Here is a 21,911-nt window from a genome sequence, read left to right on the forward strand (position 1 = left end):
CTATCTGTAAATCGGTAATATCTTTTATAGCATTTTTGCGGCCTGATCGTATGAAGCCGGCTTAAAACACGGGCTTCGCTCAAACAACTTCAAGCAGCATCAAGCAGCATCAGGCAGCGATCTGTCAGTCGACAAAAGGCTGCAAACCCGTTTCCGTCAGACGCAGCATGCGCTTGCAGCGCGTCGCCAGCGTGGCGTCGTGCGTCACGATGACGAAAGCGGTACCGAGCGTGCGCGACAGTTCCAGCATGGTCTCGAAGGTTTTGTCGGCCGTGGCGCGGTCCAGATTGCCGGTCGGTTCGTCAGCCAAGACGCAAGCCGGTTTCGTCACCAGCGCCCGCGCCAGCGCCACGCGCTGACGTTCGCCGCCGGACAATTCGCCCGGCGTATGCGTGACCCGATTCTCCAGCCCGACCTGCGCCAGAATTTCACGCGCCTGCCGCTGTGCTTCGCTGCGATTGACGCGGCGGATCAGCAAGGGCATGGCCACATTGTCGAGCGCCGAAAATTCCGGCAGCAGATGATGAAATTGATAGACGAAGCCGAGCGAGGTGTTGCGTAAATTGCCGCGTGCCGTTTCGCCGAGGCTGGCGAAATCGCTTCCCAGCAAGCTGACCTGACCGGCGGTAGGCGTATCCAGCCCGCCGAGCAAATGCAACAGGGTCGATTTGCCGGAACCGGACGCGCCGACAATGGCGACCTGCTCTCCGCGCAGGGCGTCGAAATCGACACCGTTCAACACCTTCACCGCATAGTTTCCCTGCGTGAATGTTTTTCCCAGTCCGCGACAGGACAGGACTACCTGATCGTGATCACTCATAGCGCAAGGCCTCCGCAGGTTTGACGCGGGCCGCAGCCCAGCTTGGATACAGCGTCGCCAGGAACGCCAGCACAACCGATACGCCGCCGATTTTCATGACGTCGTTCCAGTCCAGATCGGACGGCAATTCAGAAATCACGTAAATGCTCTTCGGTAAAAACTGAACATGCAACAAATGCTCAATACCAGGCACGATCACGTCGATATTGAGCGCAATCAGCACTCCCAGCGTAACGCCGATAGCCGTGCCGATCAGGCCGACCAGCGCGCCCTGAATCATGAAAATTTTCATGATCGAACCCGGCGAAGCGCCCAGCGTGCGCAGGATGGCAATATCGGGTTGTTTATCGGTGACGGTCATCACCAGCGTCGAGACCAGATTGAAAGCAGCGACGGCAATAATCAGCGTGAGAATGATGAACATCATGCGTTTTTCTGTCTTGACCGCTGCGAACCAGTTGGCGTTTTGCTGCGACCAGTCGCGGGTATAGACATTACCCGGCAGCGTGCTCGCCAACTGATCGGCCACCTGCGGCGCTTCCAGCATGTCGCGAATGCGCAGCCGCAATCCGGTTGGCGCATCCGTGCGGAACATTTTTTCCGCATCGTTGAGCTGGATAAAGGCCAGCGAAGAATCGAATTCATAATGCCCGGCTTCAAAAATCCCGACCACGGTAAATTGCTTGAGCCGTGGCAATACCCCCGCCGGTGTGACTTGCCCTTGCGGCGCAATCAGCGTCACCTTGTCGCCGATACCGGCACGCAAACCCCGCGCCAGTTCGCCGCCCAGCACGATATTGAATTCGCCTTCTTTCAGGTCGGCAAATTTTCCCTGCCGCACCTGCCCGGCCACGTCCGACACCTTCGGCTCCTGTTCCGGCAGCACGCCACGCACCATCACGCCGCGCACGGTTTCATCGCGCGTCATCATGGCTTGCGCCGCGACATAGGGCGCTGCGCCAATCACCTCAGGGTTCTTGAAGGCATCCTTGGCCAGCGCCTGCCAGTCATACATGGTGCCGGAATTATCGAATACCTCGATGTGAGACAGCACCGACAACATGCGGTCGCGCACTTCTTTCTGGAAGCCATTCATCACCGACAACACCACGATCAGCGCCGCCACGCCCAGCGCAATGCCCGCCATGGAAATGAGGGAAATGAAGGAAATGAAACTATTGCGGCCACTGCGTTTGCCAGCGCGCGTATAGCGAATGCCGACCAGCCACTCGAAGGGCAAATTATTTATCAGACTCAATATGATTCTCTTGGTTGAGGGGCGCGCAACCCAGGACTGCCCGGAAACTGCCAGGATAAAAAGTGCAGTCAGGTTGAATGCAGAAGGCAAAATGCCAGCCTCGCAGTGTGCCATACATTCGGTACTGGACGACTGCCTGCACCCGTCACACCACCATTTGGCGTTGCCGATCCGCAAGCCGGCGAGCCGCTCTGAGCAAGCAAACCAACCCGCTTCACGCGATTCACCTACAATCGCGTCCATGAAACATCTCGACATCCTCCTGCCCTTCGCTCTTCCTCCCGCTGCGGCGGCCAAAGCTCTGCTGCGCGAGTGTCAAGCGCCTGCGCTTGCCATCTTGCTGGGAAAAAGCTCCCCCGCCTCACCCGAGCGCAGCATCGATCCCTTCGCCCGCGCGCTGGCTCATGAAGCCTGGCTGCAACGTCGCTTCGATCTGCGTGATGCTGATTGGACTGAATCCAGCCCGGCTATCGCCTGCCTTCTGATGCAGGCCTGCGGCCTCGCTGCGCAGCCAGGTACCTGGTTCGTGTTGCAACCGGCGCATATCCATATCGCCCGCGACCATCTGGTGCTGACCGAACTGCGTCAGCTGGAACTCGGCGAGGTCCAATCGCGCCAGTTATTCGAATCTGCCGCGCTGCTGTGCGAAGAAGACGGCAAGACCTTGCTGTATGGCGACTCACGCACCTGGTTTCTGCGCGCCGACGACTGGCAAGGATTACGCACCGCCACGCCGGAAGCCGCCAGCGGCCGCAATGTCGATATCTGGATGCCCAAAGGCCCTGGCGAAAAAGCCTGGCGCAAATTGCAAAACGAAATGCAAATGCAATGGTTTGCCCATCCCCTCAACGACGAGCGTGAAGCCGCTGGTCTGCCCAGCGTGAATTCGCTTTGGCTGTGGGGCGGCGCGCAAGCGACAGCGGCCGTAACTGCCACGCCCTACCCGCGCACGTTTGGCCTCAGCTACTGGATGGCGGCACTGGCCCGCATCGAAGATCGTTGCGCCGCGCCGCCGCCCGCTGAAGTCATCCATGCGCCGGAAGAGCGCGCCCTGCTCCTGCTCGACGGCCTGCTCGAACCGGGTCTTACCGACGAGTGGGGCGTCTGGCTGGAGCGCATGGAATTGCTGGAGCGCGAATGGTTCGTTCCGCTGCTGGCGGCACTGCGCAACGGTAGCTTGCAATCGCTCACGCTGATTTTGACCGGGCAGGAAAAATTGCGCGAAGTCAGTGTTAGTCGCGCTGCGCTCAAAAAATTCTGGCGCAGTCCTTCGCTGACGCAATTAGTGACCGTACCGACGACGCCAACATGATTCGTATCACCACCCGCACCTATTCCCATCACGATGCCGAACGCCTGCGCCTCTCCGGCGTTCATCCGGTGCTGGCGCGCATCTTTGCGGCACGCGGCCTGACCGCTCCCGACGAACTTGAGCGCGATATCAAATCCATGCTGCCGCCGTCGGGACTGCTGCATATCGACGCCGCCGCCGTCTATCTGGCCGATGCCATCGCGCAGAACAAAAAAATGGTGATCGTGGCTGATTACGATTGCGACGGCGCGACTGCCTGCGCGGTCGGACTGCGCGGCTTGCGCATGCTGGGCGCGCAGGTCGATTACATCGTGCCTAACCGTTTCGAATACGGCTACGGCCTGACGCCGGAAATCGTCGCCCTGACCGCCCGCGAGAAATCGCCCGACATCATCATCACCGTAGACAACGGCATTGCCAGCATCGATGGCGTGGCCGAGGCCAAACGACGCGGCATCGAAGTGGTCGTTACCGATCACCATTTGCCGGGCGATGCCCTGCCCGACGCGCGCGTGATCGTCAATCCTAACCAGCCGCATTGCGGTTTTCCGAGCAAGCATCTGGCCGGCGTCGGCGTGATGTTTTATGTGCTGCTGGCCTTGCGTACCGAAATGCGCCGACGCGGTCTGTTCGATGCCGACAGTCAGCCGAAACTGCAAGTGCTGCTCGATCTGGTAGCGCTGGGGACGGTGGCCGATGTGGTGAAACTGGATGCCAACAACCGCATCCTGGTCGCGCAAGGTCTCAAACGCATGCGCGCCGGTCAGATGCATGCGGGTGTGGCGGCGCTGTTTCGTGCCGCCGGACGTGAAGCCCGGCGCGCCTCGCCGTTCGATCTCGGCTTTGCGCTCGGGCCGCGGCTGAATGCGGCCGGTCGGCTGTCTGACATGGCGCTGGGCATCGAATGTCTGATTACCGACGACGAAGGCCGCGCCTGGGCGATTGCTCAGGAACTGGACGGCATTAATCGCGAGCGGCGCGAAATCGAAGCCGGCATGCAGGATGAGGCGCTGCTGCTGCTGGAGCACATCGACCCCCGCGATAATCGCACCATCAGCATCTTCGATCCGGGCTGGCATCAGGGCGTGATCGGCATCGTCGCGTCCCGCCTGAAAGACAAGTTTTACCGGCCAACGATTACCTTTGCTCCGGCGGACAACGGCATGATCAAGGGTTCCGGCCGCTCGATACCCGGCTTCCATCTGCGCGATGCGCTGGATCTGGTGTCCAAGCAGGCCCCTGCGCTAATCGATAAATTCGGCGGTCACGCGATGGCGGCCGGTCTGACGCTGCGTGCCGAGGCGCTGGATGCCTTCAGCGCTGCGTTCGAGCGCGTTGGTCAGCAATGGCTGACACAAAACCAGCTGGAGCGTGTAGTGGAAACCGACGGCGTGCTGGAAGATGCCTTTTACACACTGCCTTTCATTGCCCTGCTGGAAGACGAAGTATGGGGACAGGGCTTCGCCGCGCCGGTGTTTTGCGATCGCTTCCGCGTCATCAGCCAGCGTGTGTTGAAAGAAAAACATCTGAAGCTGCAACTGGAACGCGCCGGGCAACGCTTTGACGCGATCTGGTTCGGTCACACCGATGCACTGCCGGACTTCGCCAAGGTCGCTTTCCGGCTCGACGCCAACGAATACAACGGCGTCGCCCGCGTACAGTTGATGGTGGAACATGCCGAACCGGACTGAAAACCCGGTCGACGTCCGGTGAGAGGCCCGGTATCTTGTATAATCCGCCCTTTGATCGACACTATAAAAGCCATGGAAGCAGAACGCCTTAACGCACTTGACGCCCTCCTCGCCGACCTTTCGGTCCGCGCAATCGAACTTCGGAGGTATCTTTGACTTCGATCTGAAGTCAGAGAAGCTCGACCAGGTCAACGCCGAACTTGAAGATCCCAAAGTCTGGGACGATCAGAAGCGGGCGCAGGATCTGGGTAAAGAAAAGAAATCGCTGGAAACCATCGTGCTGTCGCTGATTCGGATCGATACCGATCTGGCCGATACGCGCGACCTGTTCGCCATGGCCCGCGAAGAAAAAGACGAAGAAACCCTGGAAGCGGTGGAAAGCGACGCGCATGTGCTGGCCAAACTGGTCGAGGGCATGGAATTCCGTCGCATGTTCAACAATCCGATGGACCCCAATAATTGCTTTATCGATATTCAGGCCGGCGCGGGCGGTACCGAAGCGCAGGACTGGGCCTCGATGTTGCTGCGCCAGTATCTGCGCTATTGCGAACGCAAGGGCTTCAAGGTTGAGATCATGGAGCAGTCGGACGGTGAAGTCGCCGGCATCAAGACGGCCACGTTGAAAGTCGAAGGCGAATACGCCTACGGCTTCCTGCGCACAGAAACCGGCGTGCATCGTCTCGTGCGCAAGTCGCCGTTCGATTCCGCGAATGGCCGCCATACTTCGTTTTCCAGTCTGTTCGTGTATCCCGAAGTGGACGATTCCATCGACATCGATGTCAACCCGGCCGATGTGCGGGTCGATACCTACCGCGCTTCCGGTGCCGGTGGACAGCACATCAATAAAACCGATTCGGCAGTGCGGCTGACGCATGGCCCTACCGGCATCGTGGTGCAATGTCAGAACGACCGCAGCCAGCATCGCAACCGCGCCGAAGCCTGGGACATGCTCAAAGCCAAGTTGTATGAGCTGGAATTACGCAACCGCATGAGCGAACAGCAAAAACTGGAAGATTCCAAGACCGATGTGGGCTGGGGTCATCAGATTCGCTCCTACGTGCTGGATCAGTCGCGCATCAAGGATTTGCGTACCAGTTTCGAAACCGGCAATACCAAGGGCGTGCTGGATGGCGATCTCGACGAGTTCATCGCCGCCTCGCTAAAACAGGGCGTTTAATGTGCTGAAACTCAGGTCGATCTGATCTGAGTTTCTTCTGCATCACGACACCACCCTCCCGCATCAGCTCTATCGGCCACATTCATCAAGAACCCATCACACGCAAGCGAAATCACCATGACGTCACCAGATCAAGCCACTCCGCCCGTCGCGCTGGACGAGAACACCATCATTGCGGAACGCCGCGCCAAACTGACCGCGCTGCGCGCCAAGGGCATCGCCTTCCCTAACGATTTCCGTCCGACACATAAAGCCGCCGAACTACACGCCGCTTACGATGCGCTCGACAATCTCGCGCTGGAAGCCGCGCCGGTCACGGTGGCCATTGCCGGTCGCATGATGCTCAAGCGCGTCATGGGCAAGGCGTCGTTCGCCACGCTGCAAGACGCTTCCGGCCCGCGCGCCGATGGCCGTATCCAGCTCTATATCGCCAACGACATCACCGGCGTGGAAGCGCACGATGCGTTCAAGCATTACGATCTGGGCGATATCCTCGGTGCCGAAGGCGTGCTGTTCAAAACCAAGACCGGTGAACTGTCGGTCAAGGTCAGTGCGCTGCGTCTGATTACCAAATCGCTGCGTCCGCTGCCGGATAAATTCCACGGCCTGTCGGATCAGGAAACCCGTTATCGCCAGCGTTATGTCGATCTGATCGTGAGCGAAGAAACGCGCCGCACCTTCAAGGCGCGCACGGCTGCGATATCGTCGATCCGTCGCTTCATGGAAAAAAATGATTTCATGGAAGTCGAAACGCCGATGCTGCACACCATCCCCGGTGGCGCGACAGCCAAGCCCTTCACGACGCATCACAATGCGCTGGACATGCAAATGTTCCTGCGTATCGCGCCGGAATTGTATTTGAAGCGGCTGGTCGTCGGTGGCTTCGAACGCGTGTTTGAAGTCAACCGCAATTTCCGCAACGAAGGTGTTTCGCCGCGCCACAATCCTGAATTCACGATGATGGAATTCTATGCGGCCTATGTCGATTACCAATGGCTGATGAGTTTCACCGAACAGGTGATCCGCCAGGCTGCCATCGATGCGCACGGTACGGCAACGTTGACGTATCAAGGTCGTGAGCTGGATCTGAGCAAGCCCTTCGAACGCCTGACTATCCTCGGTGCCATTCAACTACACGCGCCGCATTACGAACTGGCGCAGTTGCAGGACGCCACTTTCCTGCGGGCTGAGCTGAAAAAATTCGGCGTCAAGAGCGATCAGGCACCGCTGGCCAATGCCGGACTGGGCGCGCTGCAACTGGCGCTGTTTGAAGAAACGGCTGAAGCCAAGTTGTGGAACCCGACTTACATCATCGATTACCCGATTGAAGTGTCGCCGCTGGCGCGTGCTTCCGATACCGTTCCCGGTATTACTGAACGTTTCGAACTGTTCATTACCGGCCGTGAAATCGCGAATGGTTTTTCTGAGCTGAACGATGCGGAAGATCAGGCTGCGCGCTTTCATGCGCAAGTGGCAGCAAAAGATGCGGGCGACGAAGAGGCCATGTTCTACGACGCCGATTACATTCGTGCGCTGGAATACGGCATGCCGCCCGCCGGCGGTTGCGGCATCGGTATCGATCGCTTGATCATGCTGATTACTGATTCGGCGAATATCCGCGATGTGATTCTGTTTCCGCATTTGCGGCGCGAAGATTAAAAACGCGTGGGTCTGATTGGGCTTCCGATTGGGCTTCCGCAACGTCCTGAAGCGCTGTAAGCCAATCACTGACAATCCCCTGCAATCCCGGGCCAGCGCCCGGGATTGTGCGTTTACCGTAACACCTGCTCACATCTGACACAGATTACGCATGGTATGCCTGCGACTTATCCCTAATAATTGGCACCAGTTAAGGCGCTTCTGATTAATCTGCTGCGCGGCGCAATCTCGGAAACGAGGCGTTCACCCAGCCCCATGTTTGCGCTTTGTACTTGGAGCATGCGTCGTTCAATCTGGCTCATCAGAAGCCCTAAAAATACGTAATGAAAAAAATGATAAGGGAGTAATAACCATGGCCGACCAAAACGATTTTTCCAGTTCTGCCGACAATAAGGCGCACACCGCTGCCGCACAGGCACCCGTTCTTTCCAGCGCGAAACGCATTCACCCCTTGCTAGCCGGCGCTGCCGTTGCCATCATCCTGGTCAGTCTGACCGGCGTGGCAGCAATCACTGGCCTGATTCCCAACTCTCACAGCACCGCCGGGCCAGAAAAACCGCTGGCAGACAACCGTGCAACAGGCACGCCGGCAGCACCCGGCGCACCGCTCTACTCTTCAGCCGGATACGACGCGCCAGCTGCTCCGCCTGTCGCGCCAATGTGCAACAGTTGCGGCCAGGTTGAATCGGTCAATGCTGTGCAACATCAGGTGCCAACCAGCGGCGTTGGCGTCGGTGTCGGCGCAGTGGTCGGCGGTGTGCTCGGCAATCAGGTTGGCAACGGCGTGGGTCGTACGCTGGCGACGGTGGCAGGTGCAGTCGGCGGCGGCTACGCCGGTAACGAAGTCGAACGGCGCACCCACACCACCACTGTTTACGACGTTAGTGTGCGGATGGAAAACGGCCGCTTGCGCACCTTCCCCGAATCCGCCGGCAACTGGCATATAGGCGATCCGGTCCGTGTCGTGGATGGTAGATTGCGTTCGCGCGGTTAACGCGCGGTTAACGATTAAGCAAAAAGTTAAGCAAGAGGTTAAGCAAGACCCGGCCCTGAGCCGGGATCATCGGGCCCGCAGCGGCGAGTGATGTTGAATGGTAGTATCGCGCTGTCATTGTATCGTGGAGGAAGGTATGGACGATAACAATGCATACAAAAATTCAACTATAAAATCACTAGAGGTAAACCCATGAAAATTATCCCGACACTGGCTCTGGCCGGTGCATTGTGCGTGAGCTTGCAAGCAGTGGCGCAGGATCGCATGCCGCTGCCAGCGATGAGTGAACTCAATGAAGTTCAGCGTCAGGCAGCACAAGACATCATCAACGGGCCGCGCAAAGCCTTGTACGGCCCCTTCATCCCCTTGCTGCGTAGCCCGGAGTTGTTGGATCGCTCTTCCAAAATGGGCGAGTACTTGCGTTATAAAAGCGCTATCGGCAACAAGCTGTCGGAACTGGTGATCCTAATTGTGGCGCGTCATTGGACGCAACAGGTCGAATGGTATTTGCACCAGCCTATCGCGCTGAAAGTGGGCATCAAGCAAGAAGTGATTGACGCCATTGCCGATGGCCGTACGCCGACGGGACTGAGCGAAGACGAACAAATCGTTTATGATTTTTCGACTGAGATCAACACCAACAAGGGTGTCTCTGACGTGACTTACCAAAAAGCAAAAACGCGTTTCGGCGATACCGGCGTAATCGACATGCTGGGAGTCAATGGCTATTACACTTTTCTGGCGATCGTCATGAATGGCACGCGTACCGCCAATCCCGATACCAAAGTGACGCCGCTGAAAGCCTTCGGACAATAAAGAAGTCGCCAGCGCGTTTAGCAATAAAAAAGAGCGGTGCGTTTTTTACGCATCGCTCTTTTTCGTCATGACTGGTCTGCCCTACTGGAATCGAACCAGTAACCTATGCCTTAGAAGGGCATTGCTCTATCCAGTTGAGCTAAGGGCAGTGAGATCAATAATTTCGACAACACGAAATCATTTTGCAAAACCAAATACGCAAAAGAAATTCGCAAAAAAAAACGGGCTGTCAAAAAGACAGCCCGTTTAATGTATGGTCGGAGTACAAGGATTCGAACCTTGGACCCCCTGGTCCCAAACCAGGTGCGCTACCGGGCTGCGCTACACTCCGAGAAGCAAGATAATATCCGCACAGCCCCTTTCCGTCAATAGATTCTTGTATTCTTTTTGTCATTTTCCATTTGCACGCCTCCGTTCAAACGCGTATCGCGTGATATCAACAACATCGTGCGACATCCATCGGCACCGACCCATGCATCTGAAGGGCTACTCCGTCGATAGGCTATAATTCGCCCTTCTCAAAACTTCCGCAAACGGTGCTGGTAACGAAGAGGATGAAGCCGCCTCTGCCGTCGCATCAGCCAGGACGCCGCCAGCTTCCCGACCGCAGCCGCGCCGGTAATCGCCTCCATTTTCAAGCAACAACATAAGCCATGTCAGAACCCATTTCAGTCATTCCCGCTCCAGCAGCACCCGATGCCGATGTCATCCGTAAAGTCCCGGTCGAACTGATCGCACGCGAAGTAGAACGACGTCGCACTTTCGGCATCATTTCTCACCCCGATGCGGGTAAAACTACGTTGACGGAAAAACTTTTATTGTTCTCCGGCGCGATTCAACTCGCCGGTACGGTCAAGGCGCGCAAGAGCGGCCGCCATGCCACTTCCGACTGGATGGAAATCGAAAAACAGCGCGGCATTTCCGTCGCCAGTTCCGTGATGCAATTCGATTATCGCGGCCACATCGTCAATTTGCTCGATACCCCCGGCCATCAGGATTTCTCTGAAGATACTTATCGCGTGTTGACCGCAGTGGACTCCGCGCTGATGGTGATCGACGCGGCTAAAGGTGTCGAAGAACAAACCCTCAAGCTGCTCAATGTTTGCCGCATGCGCAACACGCCTATCATTACCTTCGTCAACAAGATGGACCGCGAAACGCGCGACCCGCTTGAGTTGCTCGACGAACTGGAATCGGTACTCAAGATCAAGTGTGCGCCGGTGACCTGGCCGATTGGCATGGGCAAGCGCTTCCGCGGCGTCTACCATTTGCTGCGTGATGAAATCATGTTGTTTACCGCCGGCGAAGAACGCGCTAACCGCGATGTACAAGTCATCAAGGGCATAGACAATCCATTACTAGCGGAAATGTTTCCGATGGAAATCGAACAACTGAAAATGGAAGTGGAACTGGTGCATGGCGCCTCCCATCCGTTTTCGCTGGACGATTTCTTGGCGGGTGTGCAAACGCCGGTATTTTTCGGTTCCGCCATCAACAATTTCGGCGTGCGCGAAATTCTCGACGCCCTGCTCGACTGGGCGCCTGCGCCACGCGGCCGCGATGCAACGGTACGGGAAGTGATGCCGAAGGAAGCGCCGTTCTCCGGTTTCGTTTTCAAGATTCAGGCCAACATGGACCCGGCCCATCGCGACCGCATTGCCTTCTTACGGGTTTGCTCAGGCCGCTTCGAGCGTGGCATGAAGCTGCGCCATCTGCGCCTGAACCGCGATGTCAAAGTCTCTTCGGTGGTGACCTTCATGGCCTCAAGCCGCGAGCAGGTGGAAGAAGCGTTTGCCGGCGACATCATCGGTTTGCCGAATCACGGCAACATGCAAATCGGCGACAGTTTTTCCGAAGGTGAACTGTTGCAGTTCACCGGTATTCCCTATTTCGCTCCGGATTTTTTCCGCGTCGCGCGCATTCGCAATCCATTGAAAATCAAGCAATTGCACAAGGGCTTGCAACAGTTGGGAGAAGAAGGCGCGGTACAGGTTTTCAAGCCCACCAATAATGGCGACCTGGTGCTGGGCGCAGTCGGTGTGTTGCAGTTTGAAGTGGTTGCCAGTCGGCTGTTAAATGAATACGGCGTTGATGCCGTATTCGAAGGCACTACGATCAGCAGCGCGCGCTGGATCACTTGCGAAGATAAAAAAATGCTGTCCGATTTTGAAAACTCTTCTGCCGGCCACAATCTGGCGCACGATGCTGCCGGCAATCTGGCTTACCTCGCCTCATCGGGCGTCAACCTGCGTCTGACGCAGGAACGTTGGCCGAATGTCGTCTTTCACTCCACACGGGAACATGCGGCCAGACTGGAATAAGCGTCTGACCGCTAGTGTCCACTAGTGTTCGCTATCGAATGCGGATAGCGAACTCAACACCCACGCCATTCCACCACTCTTGCTCTTTTTGCAGCCAGTAAGAAGCGGTCGAATGGGCGATACCCCAGTCGCGACTGTATTCAACGTCGATACGACTCTTCATCTTCAGACTCAACTGCCCTGCATCCAGGGTGATGTGCGCATGCAGAAACATCACCGCCAGTCGCAAAGCCAGCACCGCTTTGGCGAAATCGGTATCGGCCAGACTTTCGCCGATCTTGCGCAGATTGCCCTTCTGACCCAGGATCATCGTACTCATCACCCGCTGTTCACGCGTGGTAAACCCGGGCAGGTCGGCATGCGATATCAGGTAAGCCGAATGCTTGTGATAGGCGCTCTGCGAAACCGCCATGCCAGTTTCATGCAGCAGCGCGCTCCAGTTCAGATACGGCGCATAAGTGGCACTGGCCGGTTTCAACAACTGAAAAAGCGTCGCGGCCATATCGGCTACTTTTGCTGCGCGCGTCGCGTCGACTTGGAGGCGACTCAGAAAATCGCTCACCGACTGATCGCGCCGATCGCGTTGCGTGGCGCGCAGTTGCAAGTCCCACATCACGCCCATTCTCAGACCGGCTTCCACCGGCTGGACCAGCTCGATTTTCAGCTCTTGCATCAGACCGATCAGCACTGCCAGTCCACCCATGATGACCGCAGCCCGGTCACTCTTGAGACCGTTGAATTCAACTCTGCTGACATGCCCGAACTCAATCAGGCGTTGTTTCAGCGCTTCCACGCTGCGCAACGTAATGCGACCATCGCCGAGACCGTTTTTGGCGATCGCATCGGCAATTGCACGCACCGTTCCGGAGGAGCCATAAGCATGCTTCCAGTGCTGCGCACCGAAAATCTCGACAGCATCTTCCACATTCGATCGCGCCGACAGCACTGCGCGCTCAAACGAGTCGGCGTCTATACGGCCGTCCGGGAAAAATGCCATGCTCTGATTGACCGTACCGATACCGAACGATTCGACCCGCTTGATTTCCGCCCCGCGTCCGAGAATGACTTCGGTGGAACCGCCGCCAATGTCAATCACCAGCCGGTCGCTGTCCGGCAACACCAGCGAATTGGCGACACCGATATAAATCAGTCGACCTTCTTCTTCGCCGGAAATAATTTCTATCGGATAGCCGATGGCGGCTTCCGCCAGTGGCAGGAATTTTTGCGCATTTTTGGCGATACGCAAGGTATTGGTGGCGACGACGCGCACCGAGGTCAGCGGATACTCGCTCATCACCACACGGAAACGAGCAAGGGAGGCAATGGCCGACTGCATCGCCACTTCAGTCAGATTGGAATTTTTATCGAGCCCGGCGCCAAGGCGTATCGGGTCCCGTACACTTTTCACGACACGGATCACGCCGCCTTCCAACTTGCCGATATGAAAACGGAAACTGTTAGAACCTAAATCTACCGCTGCAAACATTCCTTGCCTTTCCGTGTGACTCATATAGGCTTCGGCTGCGCCCATCGTTTTTTGATAATGCGGTACATTACCACGCTCGGCTCGGCAGTTTAATTGATCAATATAATTTATATCGATTAACAAGCAGATCGCCTAGCGTACCCCTCCAATGTTGCAGTTCGATGACATTGGCAAACCTATTTTTGGCGGAACGCACATGGCAGGCACTCTTTATCTCGTTCCGAATACCCTGGGTCCTATGGACAATGCCGGCGACAACCCGCTGGCGTCGATTATTCCGGCAGACGTCCAGCTACTCACTTCGCAACTGACTTACTTCATTGCGGAAAACGCGAAAACCGCGCGCGCCTTCCTGAAGCTGCTCAGCGCGACGTCGCCGCTGGCCAACGCCATTCAGGATATCCGTATTGCGGAACTGGACGTCAATACCAAGAGCAATGCCTTGCCTGCGCTGTTGGCACCGCTGCTGGCGGGCCAGGATGCCGGTCTGATTTCCGAGGCAGGCGTGCCGGCAGTGGCCGATCCGGGAGCCAATCTGGTGCGACTGGCGCATGAGCATGGCGTGCGGGTACGGCCGCTGGTCGGGCCTTCCTCGCTGTTATTAGCGGTCATGAGCAGCGGCCTCAACGGCCAGAGTTTTGCTTTCAATGGCTATCTGCCAACCGATGCCGCGATGCGCAGCAAAAAAATCAAGTCGCTGGAAGACCGTTCCCGCGCTGAGCGGCAAACGCAATTATTCATTGAGACACCCTACCGCAATGCCGCCATGCTGGAAGCACTCGCCACGCAGTGTCGCGCAACCACGCTGTTGTGCGTGGCGACGGATCTGACTTTGCCGACGGAAAATATCAGGACGCAAACAGCAGCCAACTGGAAAGCCGCGTTAGCGGCCGGCAAGACGCCGGACTTCCATAAAAAACCAACCGTGTTTTTACTGCTGGCGGAATAAATTGCGGATGGCGGCGCATCGTTGCGCCGCCATCGCATCAATGAATCAATGAATCAATGAATCAATGAATCAATGAATCAATCAATGCAGCTTGATCGGATTGCTGTCGAGCATCGTTTTGACGATGCCGGTGCCGATAGAGACGCCAAACTTCTTCAATACCCGCTCCGGCAAACCTTCAGTTTGCGTGTAATCGACCAGATCTTCTTCTTTCAGCACATCCCTGGCAACACTGTCGACAGTGCCGAAACCATCGGCTAAGCCGAGATCAATCGCCTTGGCACCGGACCAGAACAGGCCAGAGAAAATTTCCGGCGTTTCCTTCAGGCGTTGTCCGCGACCCTTGCGTACGACGTCGATGAATTGCTGGTGAATTTCATTGAGCATTTGTTGCGCCATTTCGCGCTGCTTAGGATTGGACGGGCTATACGGATCAAGGAAACCCTTGTTTTCACCGGCGGTCAGCAAGCGGCGTTCGACACCGACTTTTTCCATCAGCCCGCTGAAACCGAATCCATCCATCAGCACACCGATCGAACCGACGATACTGGCCTTGTTGACGAAAATCTTGTCCGCTGCTGCGGCAATGTAATACCCGCCGGAAGCGCACATTTCATCGACCACCACATACAACGGCTTGTCAGGATAGAGCTTGCGCAGGCGCACGATTTCATCGTTGATCATGCCGGCCTGCACCGGGCTGCCGCCAGGACTGTTGATTTTGAGAATGACGCCGACAGAATCGGTGGACTCAAATGCCTTGTCCAGCGAGGGAATCACTGCGCTGGCGGATCCATGCCCTTCGGAGGCAATTTCACCGTTGATTTCAATCAGGGCCGTGTGCTTGCCTACCGGTTCGGCATCCGACTGACTGTAATTGAACGCAGTCCATATACCGAAAACGAGGACGGCCAGTCCGGCGATTCTGAAGAAAATGCTCCAGCGACGGCGCGCGCGCTGTTCCTTGACGGCGAACAAGGCGAGCTGTTCGAGCACATCGCGCTCCCAGCCACCTTTTTTTTCCTTTTCCACCGCAGGCGCTACCGTTGCGGCCACCTCGGGAGTTGCGCCCGCTGCGGAGGGCGGCGTCGTATTTTCAGTTTCGTTGATATCGCTCATATAGTCACTCAGGCGTTACACGAGGCTTATGCCATCGCGGGTCTTATGAAATCATCCGGCGTCCAGAATATCTGGCCGTCGCTTTCAAACGTAGGTATCGGCTGCAAACGACCGCCCCGGCAAGGTCCGCCGGCGCATTTTCCGGTCGCCGGTTCATACACCGCGCCGTGGGTCGCACACATCAGGTATAAACCGCTGGACTCGAAAAATTCGCCTTTTTCCCAATCCATTTCAATCGGCACATGCGCGCAACGATTAAGGTAGCCGTGAACGACTCCGTCGTAGCGAATGACGAATCCCACCGCGTCCGCACCCTGCACGCTGACCGGAAATCGCTGGCCCTTGCCGCCCTCCTCGACCGCCACGGAGAGGCAGACAGGAATGCTGGGGGCGTCTGATACCGGCGAGCCTTCTTCAGGCATGTTGATCGAGCCAGGTGTGCAAGGATTTGATGGAGGCTGCACTATAAAGAGGCTTGAGCGCCGCCAGTTCCTCCACCGGATGGGCTCCAAACTCTACTGCCACGCCCGCAGCACCGGCGTTGATCGCCATTTGCAGATCATGCGTGGTGTCGCCAATCATCAGTGTGCGCTGCATGTCCTGTCCGAGTTCGCGGGTCAGTTCGTGCAACATGGCGGGATTCGGCTTGGAAAAAGTCTCATCGGCGCAGCGGGTGGCGTCGAACGACGATAGCAGCCCCGAGGTATGCAGAGCCCGGTTCAGCCCGACTCTGTTTTTGCCGGTGGCTACGGCCAAAAAATAGCCCTGCTGCCGCAGGTCCGTCAGCATCTCGCCAACGCCGTCGAACAAGGTCAGGTCCATATCCTGCGCCAGATAGTGATGGCGATAGCGTTCGACAATGCGAGGATAAAATTTCGGATCGACATTCGGTATCGCCACTTGCATGGCATCGTGCAAGCCCAGTCCGATGACATAAGAGGCGGCAGTTTTGTCGGGCACGGGCAAACCGAGGTCCCTCGCTGCCGCCTGAATGCAGCGCACGATGGTGGAAGTGCTGTCCATCAGCGTGCCGTCCCAGTCAAAGACAATTAAATCAAATTGCTTTCGCGCCATGTTTTTCTATCAAAAATCAGCCAGCCCCGATTATCAGGCCTAAAGCCGAATCATGCTGCTCAGACCGATAATTATTCGAGAAAAGAACCGAAAAAATCAGTCGAGTTTGACTCGGCCCGTTCCAGCGCAAAGCGAAGTGACTACTTCGGCGACGCTGCCGCAACCTGAACCGGACCCAAACCCTTCAGAAAACGTTCGCATTCGGCAGGCAGCTTGGAACGCAAGGTCGTTGATTTGCCGGTTTCAGGGTGGGTGAAAGTGATTTGATGGGCATGCAAGAACATGCGTTTGAGTGCGACACGCTCGCCATCGGCCTTCTGCAAGGCGCGATTCAGAACAAAATCGCCATATTTATCGTCACCGACAATGGCGAAACCGCTGTGGGACAAATGCACCCGAATCTGATGGGTGCGACCGGTTTTCAGCTCCGCTTCCAGCAAGGCGTAGTCGGTATATTTGCGCAGCAGCGAAAAAATCGTATGCGAAGCCATGCCGTCGGCCTGCACCCGCACGCGCCGCTCACCGTCGCCCATCGTATATTTGTGCAGGGCCAGCTTGACGTGCTGCCGGGCATTTTGCCAGTCGCCATGGACCAGCGTGAGGTAACGCTTGTCCGTCAAGCCATCGCGCATCTGCGCATGGAGGTCGGTCAGCGCCGAGCGCTTCTTGGCCAGCAGCAGGATGCCCGAGGTGTCCCGGTCGAGCCTATGCACCAGCTCCAGAAATTTGGCATCGGGGCGCGAGGCCCGCAATTGTTCGATCACGCCATAGCTGACGCCCGAACCGCCATGCACAGCTACGCCGGCAGGTTTGTCGATCACCAGCAGATGACTGTCTTCCAGCAAAATCGTGAATTCTGCACCGGGCGCAGACGGCGGCGCTTTTTCTGCCATGCGGATGGGTGGAATGCGGATGATGTCACCATCCTGCAGGCGGTACATCTGGTCGATGCGCCCCTTGTTGACGCGCACTTCGCCTGAGCGAAGTACCCGGTAAATATGGCTTTTTGGCACCCCTTTACAGATACGTAAAAGGAAGTTATCGATACGCTGACCACTATCCTCTTCGGAAATCGTCAGCAACTGGACTTGCGGCGCAGGCTGAGCCGCCGGCGCTACAACCGGGGGGGGCGTGCCGGTTTCAGTCTTCCCTCTAGAATATCTCGCTAAGTCCTTCATTTTGAATATATAATTGATTTCGACAATGCTTAACGCGTTTGTCATTGTGAGAATAAAAAAGACATTCTACACAGGGGCTTAACCATCCGCCTCGCAATTTGCAAATTGATGGACGAAAGCGTTAAAAACAGTCGCAATAGCCACAAGTTTTAAGTAGTTGTGTTTTATTGAAGGTTTTCAACGTATTTTCGAAAAAAATGTGTATGCAGTATTCATGTGCGAATCAGGGGACACCGTTGCCGTTACCGGCGTGTCGTCACTGACACGGTTTTCACCGGCGTAGTTGTCCAGATACCGCATGAGAATATTGGATAGGATGAGTGGGATAGAAGGAATAAGAATCTGGCAGGTTTTACCAGGTGTCGGCAAACATGCCCGCGACCCGAAGTTTGGCTAACACGCACCGTCCGGCGCACATCCCCTGAGGGATGTCTCCTCGGATAACGCAGCGAAACAGCCACTCCCGACGCAGCCAGTTTGCCAGCCTGTAACCTGCCGGTTGAGATACAGTGCATGCCGGTTCACCGGCCGATCCATTTGCCTCGATGCCAGACTTGACTCAAATCGAGAGATCAAATCAAGAGAGACAACACTTTGCGAGCCACCACTGTGACCGCTTCATGCGGAACGTGGATGCATCCAGAATGCTGTCCGGCATCTTGCTGAATGTATGCCTGTCTGTATCCTCGCCTGTAGCATGAGCGCGCACACCAATCGCGCCCTCTGCGATCAGGCCAATTCCTCCCGCCAGTCCTTCCTCGCGTACATCCCTGTACTAATGCCGCAGCCATCAAAGCTGCTGCACCAAAGATGACCCAAGGGTCACGGAGTGAAGCCATGAAACGCATGCTGTTCAATGCTACGCAACAAGAAGAATTGCGCGTAGCCATCGTCGACGGTCAGAAACTGATCGACATCGACATCGAAGCCACCGGACGCGAACAACGCAAGTCCAACATCTACAAAGGCGTCATTACCCGCATCGAGCCCTCGCTCGAAGCCTGCTTCGTCAATTACGGCGAAGAACGTCACGGCTTTCTGCCGTTCAAGGAAATCGCCCGCTCTTACTTCAAGGAAGGTGTTGACGTCCGCACCGCCTCGATCAAAGAAGCGCTGCGCGAAGGCCAGGAAATCATTGTTCAGGTAGAAAAAGAAGAACGCGGCAATAAAGGCGCTGCGCTGACCTCTTTCATCTCGCTGGCCGGTCGCTACCTGGTGCTCATGCCCAACAACCCACGCGGCGGCGGAGTATCACGTCGCGTCGAAGGCGAAGACCGTCAGGAACTGCGCGAAACGATGGACAAGCTGGACCTGCCTACCGGCATGTCAGTCATCGTGCGCACCGCCGGCATCGGCCGCAACGTCGACGAATTGCAATGGGACTTGAACTACCTGATGCAATTGTGGCGCGCCATCGAAGGCGCCGGTCAGACCGGTTCCGGCGCTTTCCTGATCTATCAGGAGTCCTCACTGGTCATCCGCGCCATCCGCGATTACTTCCAGCAGGATATCGGCGAAATCCTGATCGACACCGACGACATCCACGATCAGGCCCACCAGTTCATGGCGCACGTCATGCCGGACATGGTCCATCGGGTCAAGCGCTACCGTGACGATGTGCCACTGTTTTCGCGCTTCCAGATCGAACACCAGATCGAAACCGCCTATTCGCGCACCGTCCCGCTGCCATCCGGCGGCGCGATCGTCATCGACCATACCGAAGCGCTGGTATCGGTAGACGTCAACTCCGCCCGTGCCACACGCGGCAGCGATATCGAAACCACCGCCTATCACACCAATCTGGAAGCCGCCGAAGAAGTGGCGCGCCAGTTGCGTCTGCGCGATCTGGGCGGCCTGATCGTCATCGATTTCATCGACATGGAAAACGCGAAGAACCAGCGCGAAGTCGAATCGCGTCTGAAAGACGCGCTGCACCACGACCGCGCCCGCGTCCAGATGGGCAAGATCTCGCGCTTCGGCCTGATGGAACTGTCGCGTCAGCGCCTGCGTCCGTCACTGTCCGAAGGTAGTCACGTCACCTGCCCGCGCTGTAACGGCACCGGCCACATCCGCGATACCGAATCCTCCGCACTGCAAGTCCTGCGCATCATCCAGGAAGAAGCAATGAAGGAAAATTCGGCCGCCATCCACGTCCAGGCACCTGTCGACGTCGCCGCTTTCCTGCTCAACGAAAAGCGCGGCGAAATCCTGAAGATCGAAACCCGTCACCGGGTCACGATCATCATGATTCCCAACAAGCATCTGGAAACCCCGCACTACAAGCTGGAACGCCTCAAGCACGACGATCCGCGACTCGACGATGCCCAGGCCAGCTACGCCATGGCGGAAGAAGCAGACACCGACATCGGTTACAACAAGGGTCAGAAAGAAGAAGCCAAACCACGTCAGCAAGCCGTCGTCAAGGGCATCACCCCTGACCAGCCAGCCCCGGTTTTCGAACGCAAAGCGAGTGCCGGTACTGCACCTACCCTCGCGCCAGAAGCTGGCCTGCTCGGCAAAATCTGGAGTTTCTTCACCAAGAAATCGACTACGGCAGTCGCCACCACACCCGCTGCCACCACACCACCGTCCGGCAAGCGCGACGCCGGTGACCGTGATCGTAACGGCCGAGGCAACCGCAACAACCGCAGCCGCAACGGCGGCGGTCGCGGCGGCAATCGCGAACGTGAAGAAAACGACGCCGTCGCCACCACTGAAACAGGCAAGACCGCGCAGATTCAGGAAACGTCCGACGGTCGTCCTCCACGCACCCCACGTCCGCCACGCGAACCGCGTGAAGGCAAGGAAGCCCGCGAGCCACGTGAGCCACGGGAAATCCGTGAACCGCGTGAGCCAAGAGAGCCACGCGAACCCGCAGGTGAAGGCCGCCGTGAACAGCGTGAGCCGCGTGAACCACGCGCGCCCCGTCAGCCACGTCAGGAACGCAAGGAAGTCGCACCCGAAGGCCTCGACAACCTGCCGATGGAAGCCACACTGGCTGCCGCCGGAATCGCTGCAGCAGTCCCATCCATGGACTCCGCCGCTCGTGATTTGCCGCCGCCTGACATGGACGATGCCGCAACCGCCGGTCATCCTCAGGACGGCACTGCAGAAGGCGGGGAAGAACCACGCCGCCGCCGCCGTCGTGGCGGTCGCAACCGCAACCGTCGTGACCGCGAAGGTGGCATTGAAGGTGAAAACGCTGAAGACGGTACCGAGTCTAGCGACCGCTCCGAAGTGTTTGAAGCCGTCGCCGACAACGCGGTAGCCCAACAGCAAGCGGAACGGAAACTGGCAGACAACGTCGCTCACGATACGGATACCCCGTCTCATGAGCCGCAACAAGCCAGCCTGTTGCCAACCTGGGCCGAAATCGCCGTCGCTACTGCACCGGCAGGCGTCACGCCCCCGGCCGCTGTAACGCCGTCATCGGAAACAGCGCCACAAAACGCGCCCGTAGTTGCAACGCCAACGCAGGAACCCGTTGCCGCCGCTGCAGTTGCCCCGGCACCTGAAACTGCACCAGTGCAAGTGGCTGTCGTGGCAGAAACCCCGGTCGAGGCACCAGTCGTCGCGGCTCCGGTCTTTACCGCCACACCAATCTACGCAGCACCGGTAGCCGAAGCGCCTCAGGCATCGCCAATTACGGCGCAACCTGTTGCCGCAGTGGTGGTGGCTGAGGTTGTCGAAACGCCAGCAGCTCCGATTGTTACCGCACCTGTTGCGGTGATTGTTGAAGCGCCGGCAGCGCCGGTTGCTCCTGTTGTTGCGATACCCGTTGCCGCCCCTGTTGCCGCAGTTATTACAGCAGTGGTTGCCCCGGCAACCAGCGCCGCCGATCTGGACAGCACGCTCAGTTCAGCCGGCCTGACCCTGGCCCGTACCGATCCGGCCAAGTTGCTTGCAGCGCAGGAAGCTGCCGCCAGCGCCCCGGTTGAGGCACGCGTGCCACGCGAACGCAAGCCCCAGGCAGCAGTCGCCTCGGAACCGCTGGTGCAAGTAGAAACACAGCGCTAAGCAGCCCCCAAGGCAGCGTCGACGCTCACCGCGCCGGCGC

Annotated in this window: 16 protein-coding genes and 2 tRNA genes; 9 read left to right on the forward strand and 9 right to left on the reverse strand. The window is 57.4% G+C overall.

Going from position 1 to position 21,911, the window contains the following annotated elements; all coding sequences use genetic code 11:
* Positions 1 to 124 precede the first annotated feature (124 nt).
* Entirely contained in the window at positions 125 to 820 is a 696-nt protein-coding gene (gene lolD / locus RGU70_RS12860) for a lipoprotein-releasing ABC transporter ATP-binding protein LolD (RefSeq protein ID WP_322209795.1), read from the reverse strand.
* The gene (locus RGU70_RS12865) at positions 813 to 2,078 is read right to left on the reverse strand and encodes a lipoprotein-releasing ABC transporter permease subunit (protein WP_322209796.1); all 1,266 of its coding nucleotides are present in this window, start codon (positions 2,076 to 2,078) and stop codon (positions 813 to 815) included. Before RGU70_RS12865 ends, lolD begins: the two co-directional genes overlap by 8 nt.
* 241 nt (positions 2,079 to 2,319) lie before the next feature.
* Here RGU70_RS12865 and RGU70_RS12870 point away from each other — a divergent pair, with 241 nt between their 5' ends.
* The 6 genes from RGU70_RS12870 to RGU70_RS12895 all read left to right on the forward strand — a co-directional run bounded on the left by RGU70_RS12870 (position 2,320) and on the right by RGU70_RS12895 (position 9,727).
* Complete coding sequence (locus RGU70_RS12870) at positions 2,320 to 3,390, forward strand: hypothetical protein (protein ID WP_322209797.1); 1,071 nt, start codon at positions 2,320 to 2,322, stop codon at positions 3,388 to 3,390.
* A complete protein-coding gene (gene recJ / locus RGU70_RS12875; RefSeq protein ID WP_322209798.1) occupies positions 3,387 to 5,081 on the forward strand; it encodes a single-stranded-DNA-specific exonuclease RecJ in 1,695 nt (564 codons plus the stop codon). Before RGU70_RS12870 ends, recJ begins: the two co-directional genes overlap by 4 nt.
* Before the next feature lie 72 nt (positions 5,082 to 5,153).
* A protein-coding gene (gene prfB / locus RGU70_RS12880; protein WP_322209799.1) for a peptide chain release factor 2 occupies positions 5,154 to 6,258 on the forward strand; the annotation gives its coding sequence in 2 pieces (ribosomal slippage) (positions 5,154 to 5,234 and positions 5,236 to 6,258; 1,104 coding nt in all).
* Positions 6,259 to 6,375: 117 nt separating this feature from the next.
* Positions 6,376 to 7,917, forward strand: a complete 1,542-nt coding sequence (gene lysS / locus RGU70_RS12885) for a lysine--tRNA ligase (RefSeq protein WP_322209800.1) — start codon at positions 6,376 to 6,378, stop codon at positions 7,915 to 7,917.
* Positions 7,918 to 8,269: 352 nt separating this feature from the next.
* Positions 8,270 to 8,911, forward strand: coding sequence for a glycine zipper 2TM domain-containing protein (locus RGU70_RS12890; RefSeq protein WP_322209801.1), 642 nt, complete (start codon positions 8,270 to 8,272; stop codon positions 8,909 to 8,911).
* A 192-nt stretch (positions 8,912 to 9,103) separates the two neighbouring features.
* Positions 9,104 to 9,727, forward strand: coding sequence for a carboxymuconolactone decarboxylase family protein (locus RGU70_RS12895; RefSeq protein ID WP_322209802.1), 624 nt, complete (start codon positions 9,104 to 9,106; stop codon positions 9,725 to 9,727).
* A gap of 72 nt (positions 9,728 to 9,799) precedes the next feature.
* On the opposite strand, the gene RGU70_RS12900 is transcribed toward RGU70_RS12895, so the two are convergent.
* Positions 9,800 to 9,876: transfer RNA gene (locus tag RGU70_RS12900), tRNA-Arg, on the reverse strand.
* A 105-nt stretch (positions 9,877 to 9,981) separates the two neighbouring features.
* A tRNA-Pro gene (locus RGU70_RS12905) sits at positions 9,982 to 10,058 on the reverse strand.
* A 322-nt stretch (positions 10,059 to 10,380) separates the two neighbouring features.
* Between RGU70_RS12905 and RGU70_RS12910 the strand changes: the two genes are divergently transcribed.
* A complete protein-coding gene (locus tag RGU70_RS12910) occupies positions 10,381 to 12,048 on the forward strand; it encodes a peptide chain release factor 3 (RefSeq protein WP_322209803.1) in 1,668 nt (555 codons plus the stop codon).
* A gap of 31 nt (positions 12,049 to 12,079) precedes the next feature.
* On the opposite strand, the gene RGU70_RS12915 is transcribed toward RGU70_RS12910, so the two are convergent.
* Entirely contained in the window at positions 12,080 to 13,534 is a 1,455-nt protein-coding gene (locus RGU70_RS12915; protein ID WP_322209804.1) for a Ppx/GppA phosphatase family protein, read from the reverse strand.
* Positions 13,535 to 13,730: 196 nt separating this feature from the next.
* Between RGU70_RS12915 and RGU70_RS12920 the strand changes: the two genes are divergently transcribed.
* On the forward strand, positions 13,731 to 14,483 hold the full coding sequence (locus RGU70_RS12920) for an SAM-dependent methyltransferase (RefSeq protein WP_322209805.1): 753 nt from the start codon (positions 13,731 to 13,733) through the stop codon (positions 14,481 to 14,483).
* 81 nt (positions 14,484 to 14,564) lie between these two features.
* Here RGU70_RS12920 and RGU70_RS12925 read toward each other — a convergent pair whose 3' ends face one another.
* The 4 genes from RGU70_RS12925 to RGU70_RS12940 form a co-directional block, all read right to left on the reverse strand.
* Positions 14,565 to 15,602 (reverse strand): S49 family peptidase, encoded by a 1,038-nt coding sequence (locus tag RGU70_RS12925; protein ID WP_322209806.1) that lies wholly within the window; start codon positions 15,600 to 15,602, stop codon positions 14,565 to 14,567.
* Between the two features lie 26 nt (positions 15,603 to 15,628).
* The gene (locus RGU70_RS12930; RefSeq protein ID WP_322209807.1) at positions 15,629 to 16,024 is read right to left on the reverse strand and encodes a Rieske (2Fe-2S) protein; all 396 of its coding nucleotides are present in this window, start codon (positions 16,022 to 16,024) and stop codon (positions 15,629 to 15,631) included.
* A complete protein-coding gene (locus RGU70_RS12935) occupies positions 16,017 to 16,676 on the reverse strand; it encodes an HAD-IA family hydrolase (RefSeq protein ID WP_322209808.1) in 660 nt (219 codons plus the stop codon). The genes RGU70_RS12930 and RGU70_RS12935 overlap by 8 nt, the downstream gene beginning before the upstream one ends.
* A gap of 140 nt (positions 16,677 to 16,816) precedes the next feature.
* A complete protein-coding gene (locus RGU70_RS12940) occupies positions 16,817 to 17,854 on the reverse strand; it encodes an RluA family pseudouridine synthase (RefSeq protein ID WP_322209809.1) in 1,038 nt (345 codons plus the stop codon).
* A gap of 837 nt (positions 17,855 to 18,691) precedes the next feature.
* On the opposite strand from RGU70_RS12940, the gene RGU70_RS12945 reads away from it, so the two are divergent.
* Positions 18,692 to 21,871 carry an Rne/Rng family ribonuclease gene (locus RGU70_RS12945; protein WP_322209810.1) on the forward strand — a complete coding sequence of 1,060 codons (3,180 nt, stop codon included), beginning with the start codon at positions 18,692 to 18,694 and terminating at the stop codon, positions 21,869 to 21,871.
* Positions 21,872 to 21,911 lie beyond the last annotated feature (40 nt).

Origin of the sequence: Herbaspirillum sp. RTI4 (genome assembly GCF_034313965.1) — a bacterium.
Classification (GTDB): Bacteria; Pseudomonadota; Gammaproteobacteria; order Burkholderiales; family Burkholderiaceae_D; genus Herbaspirillum.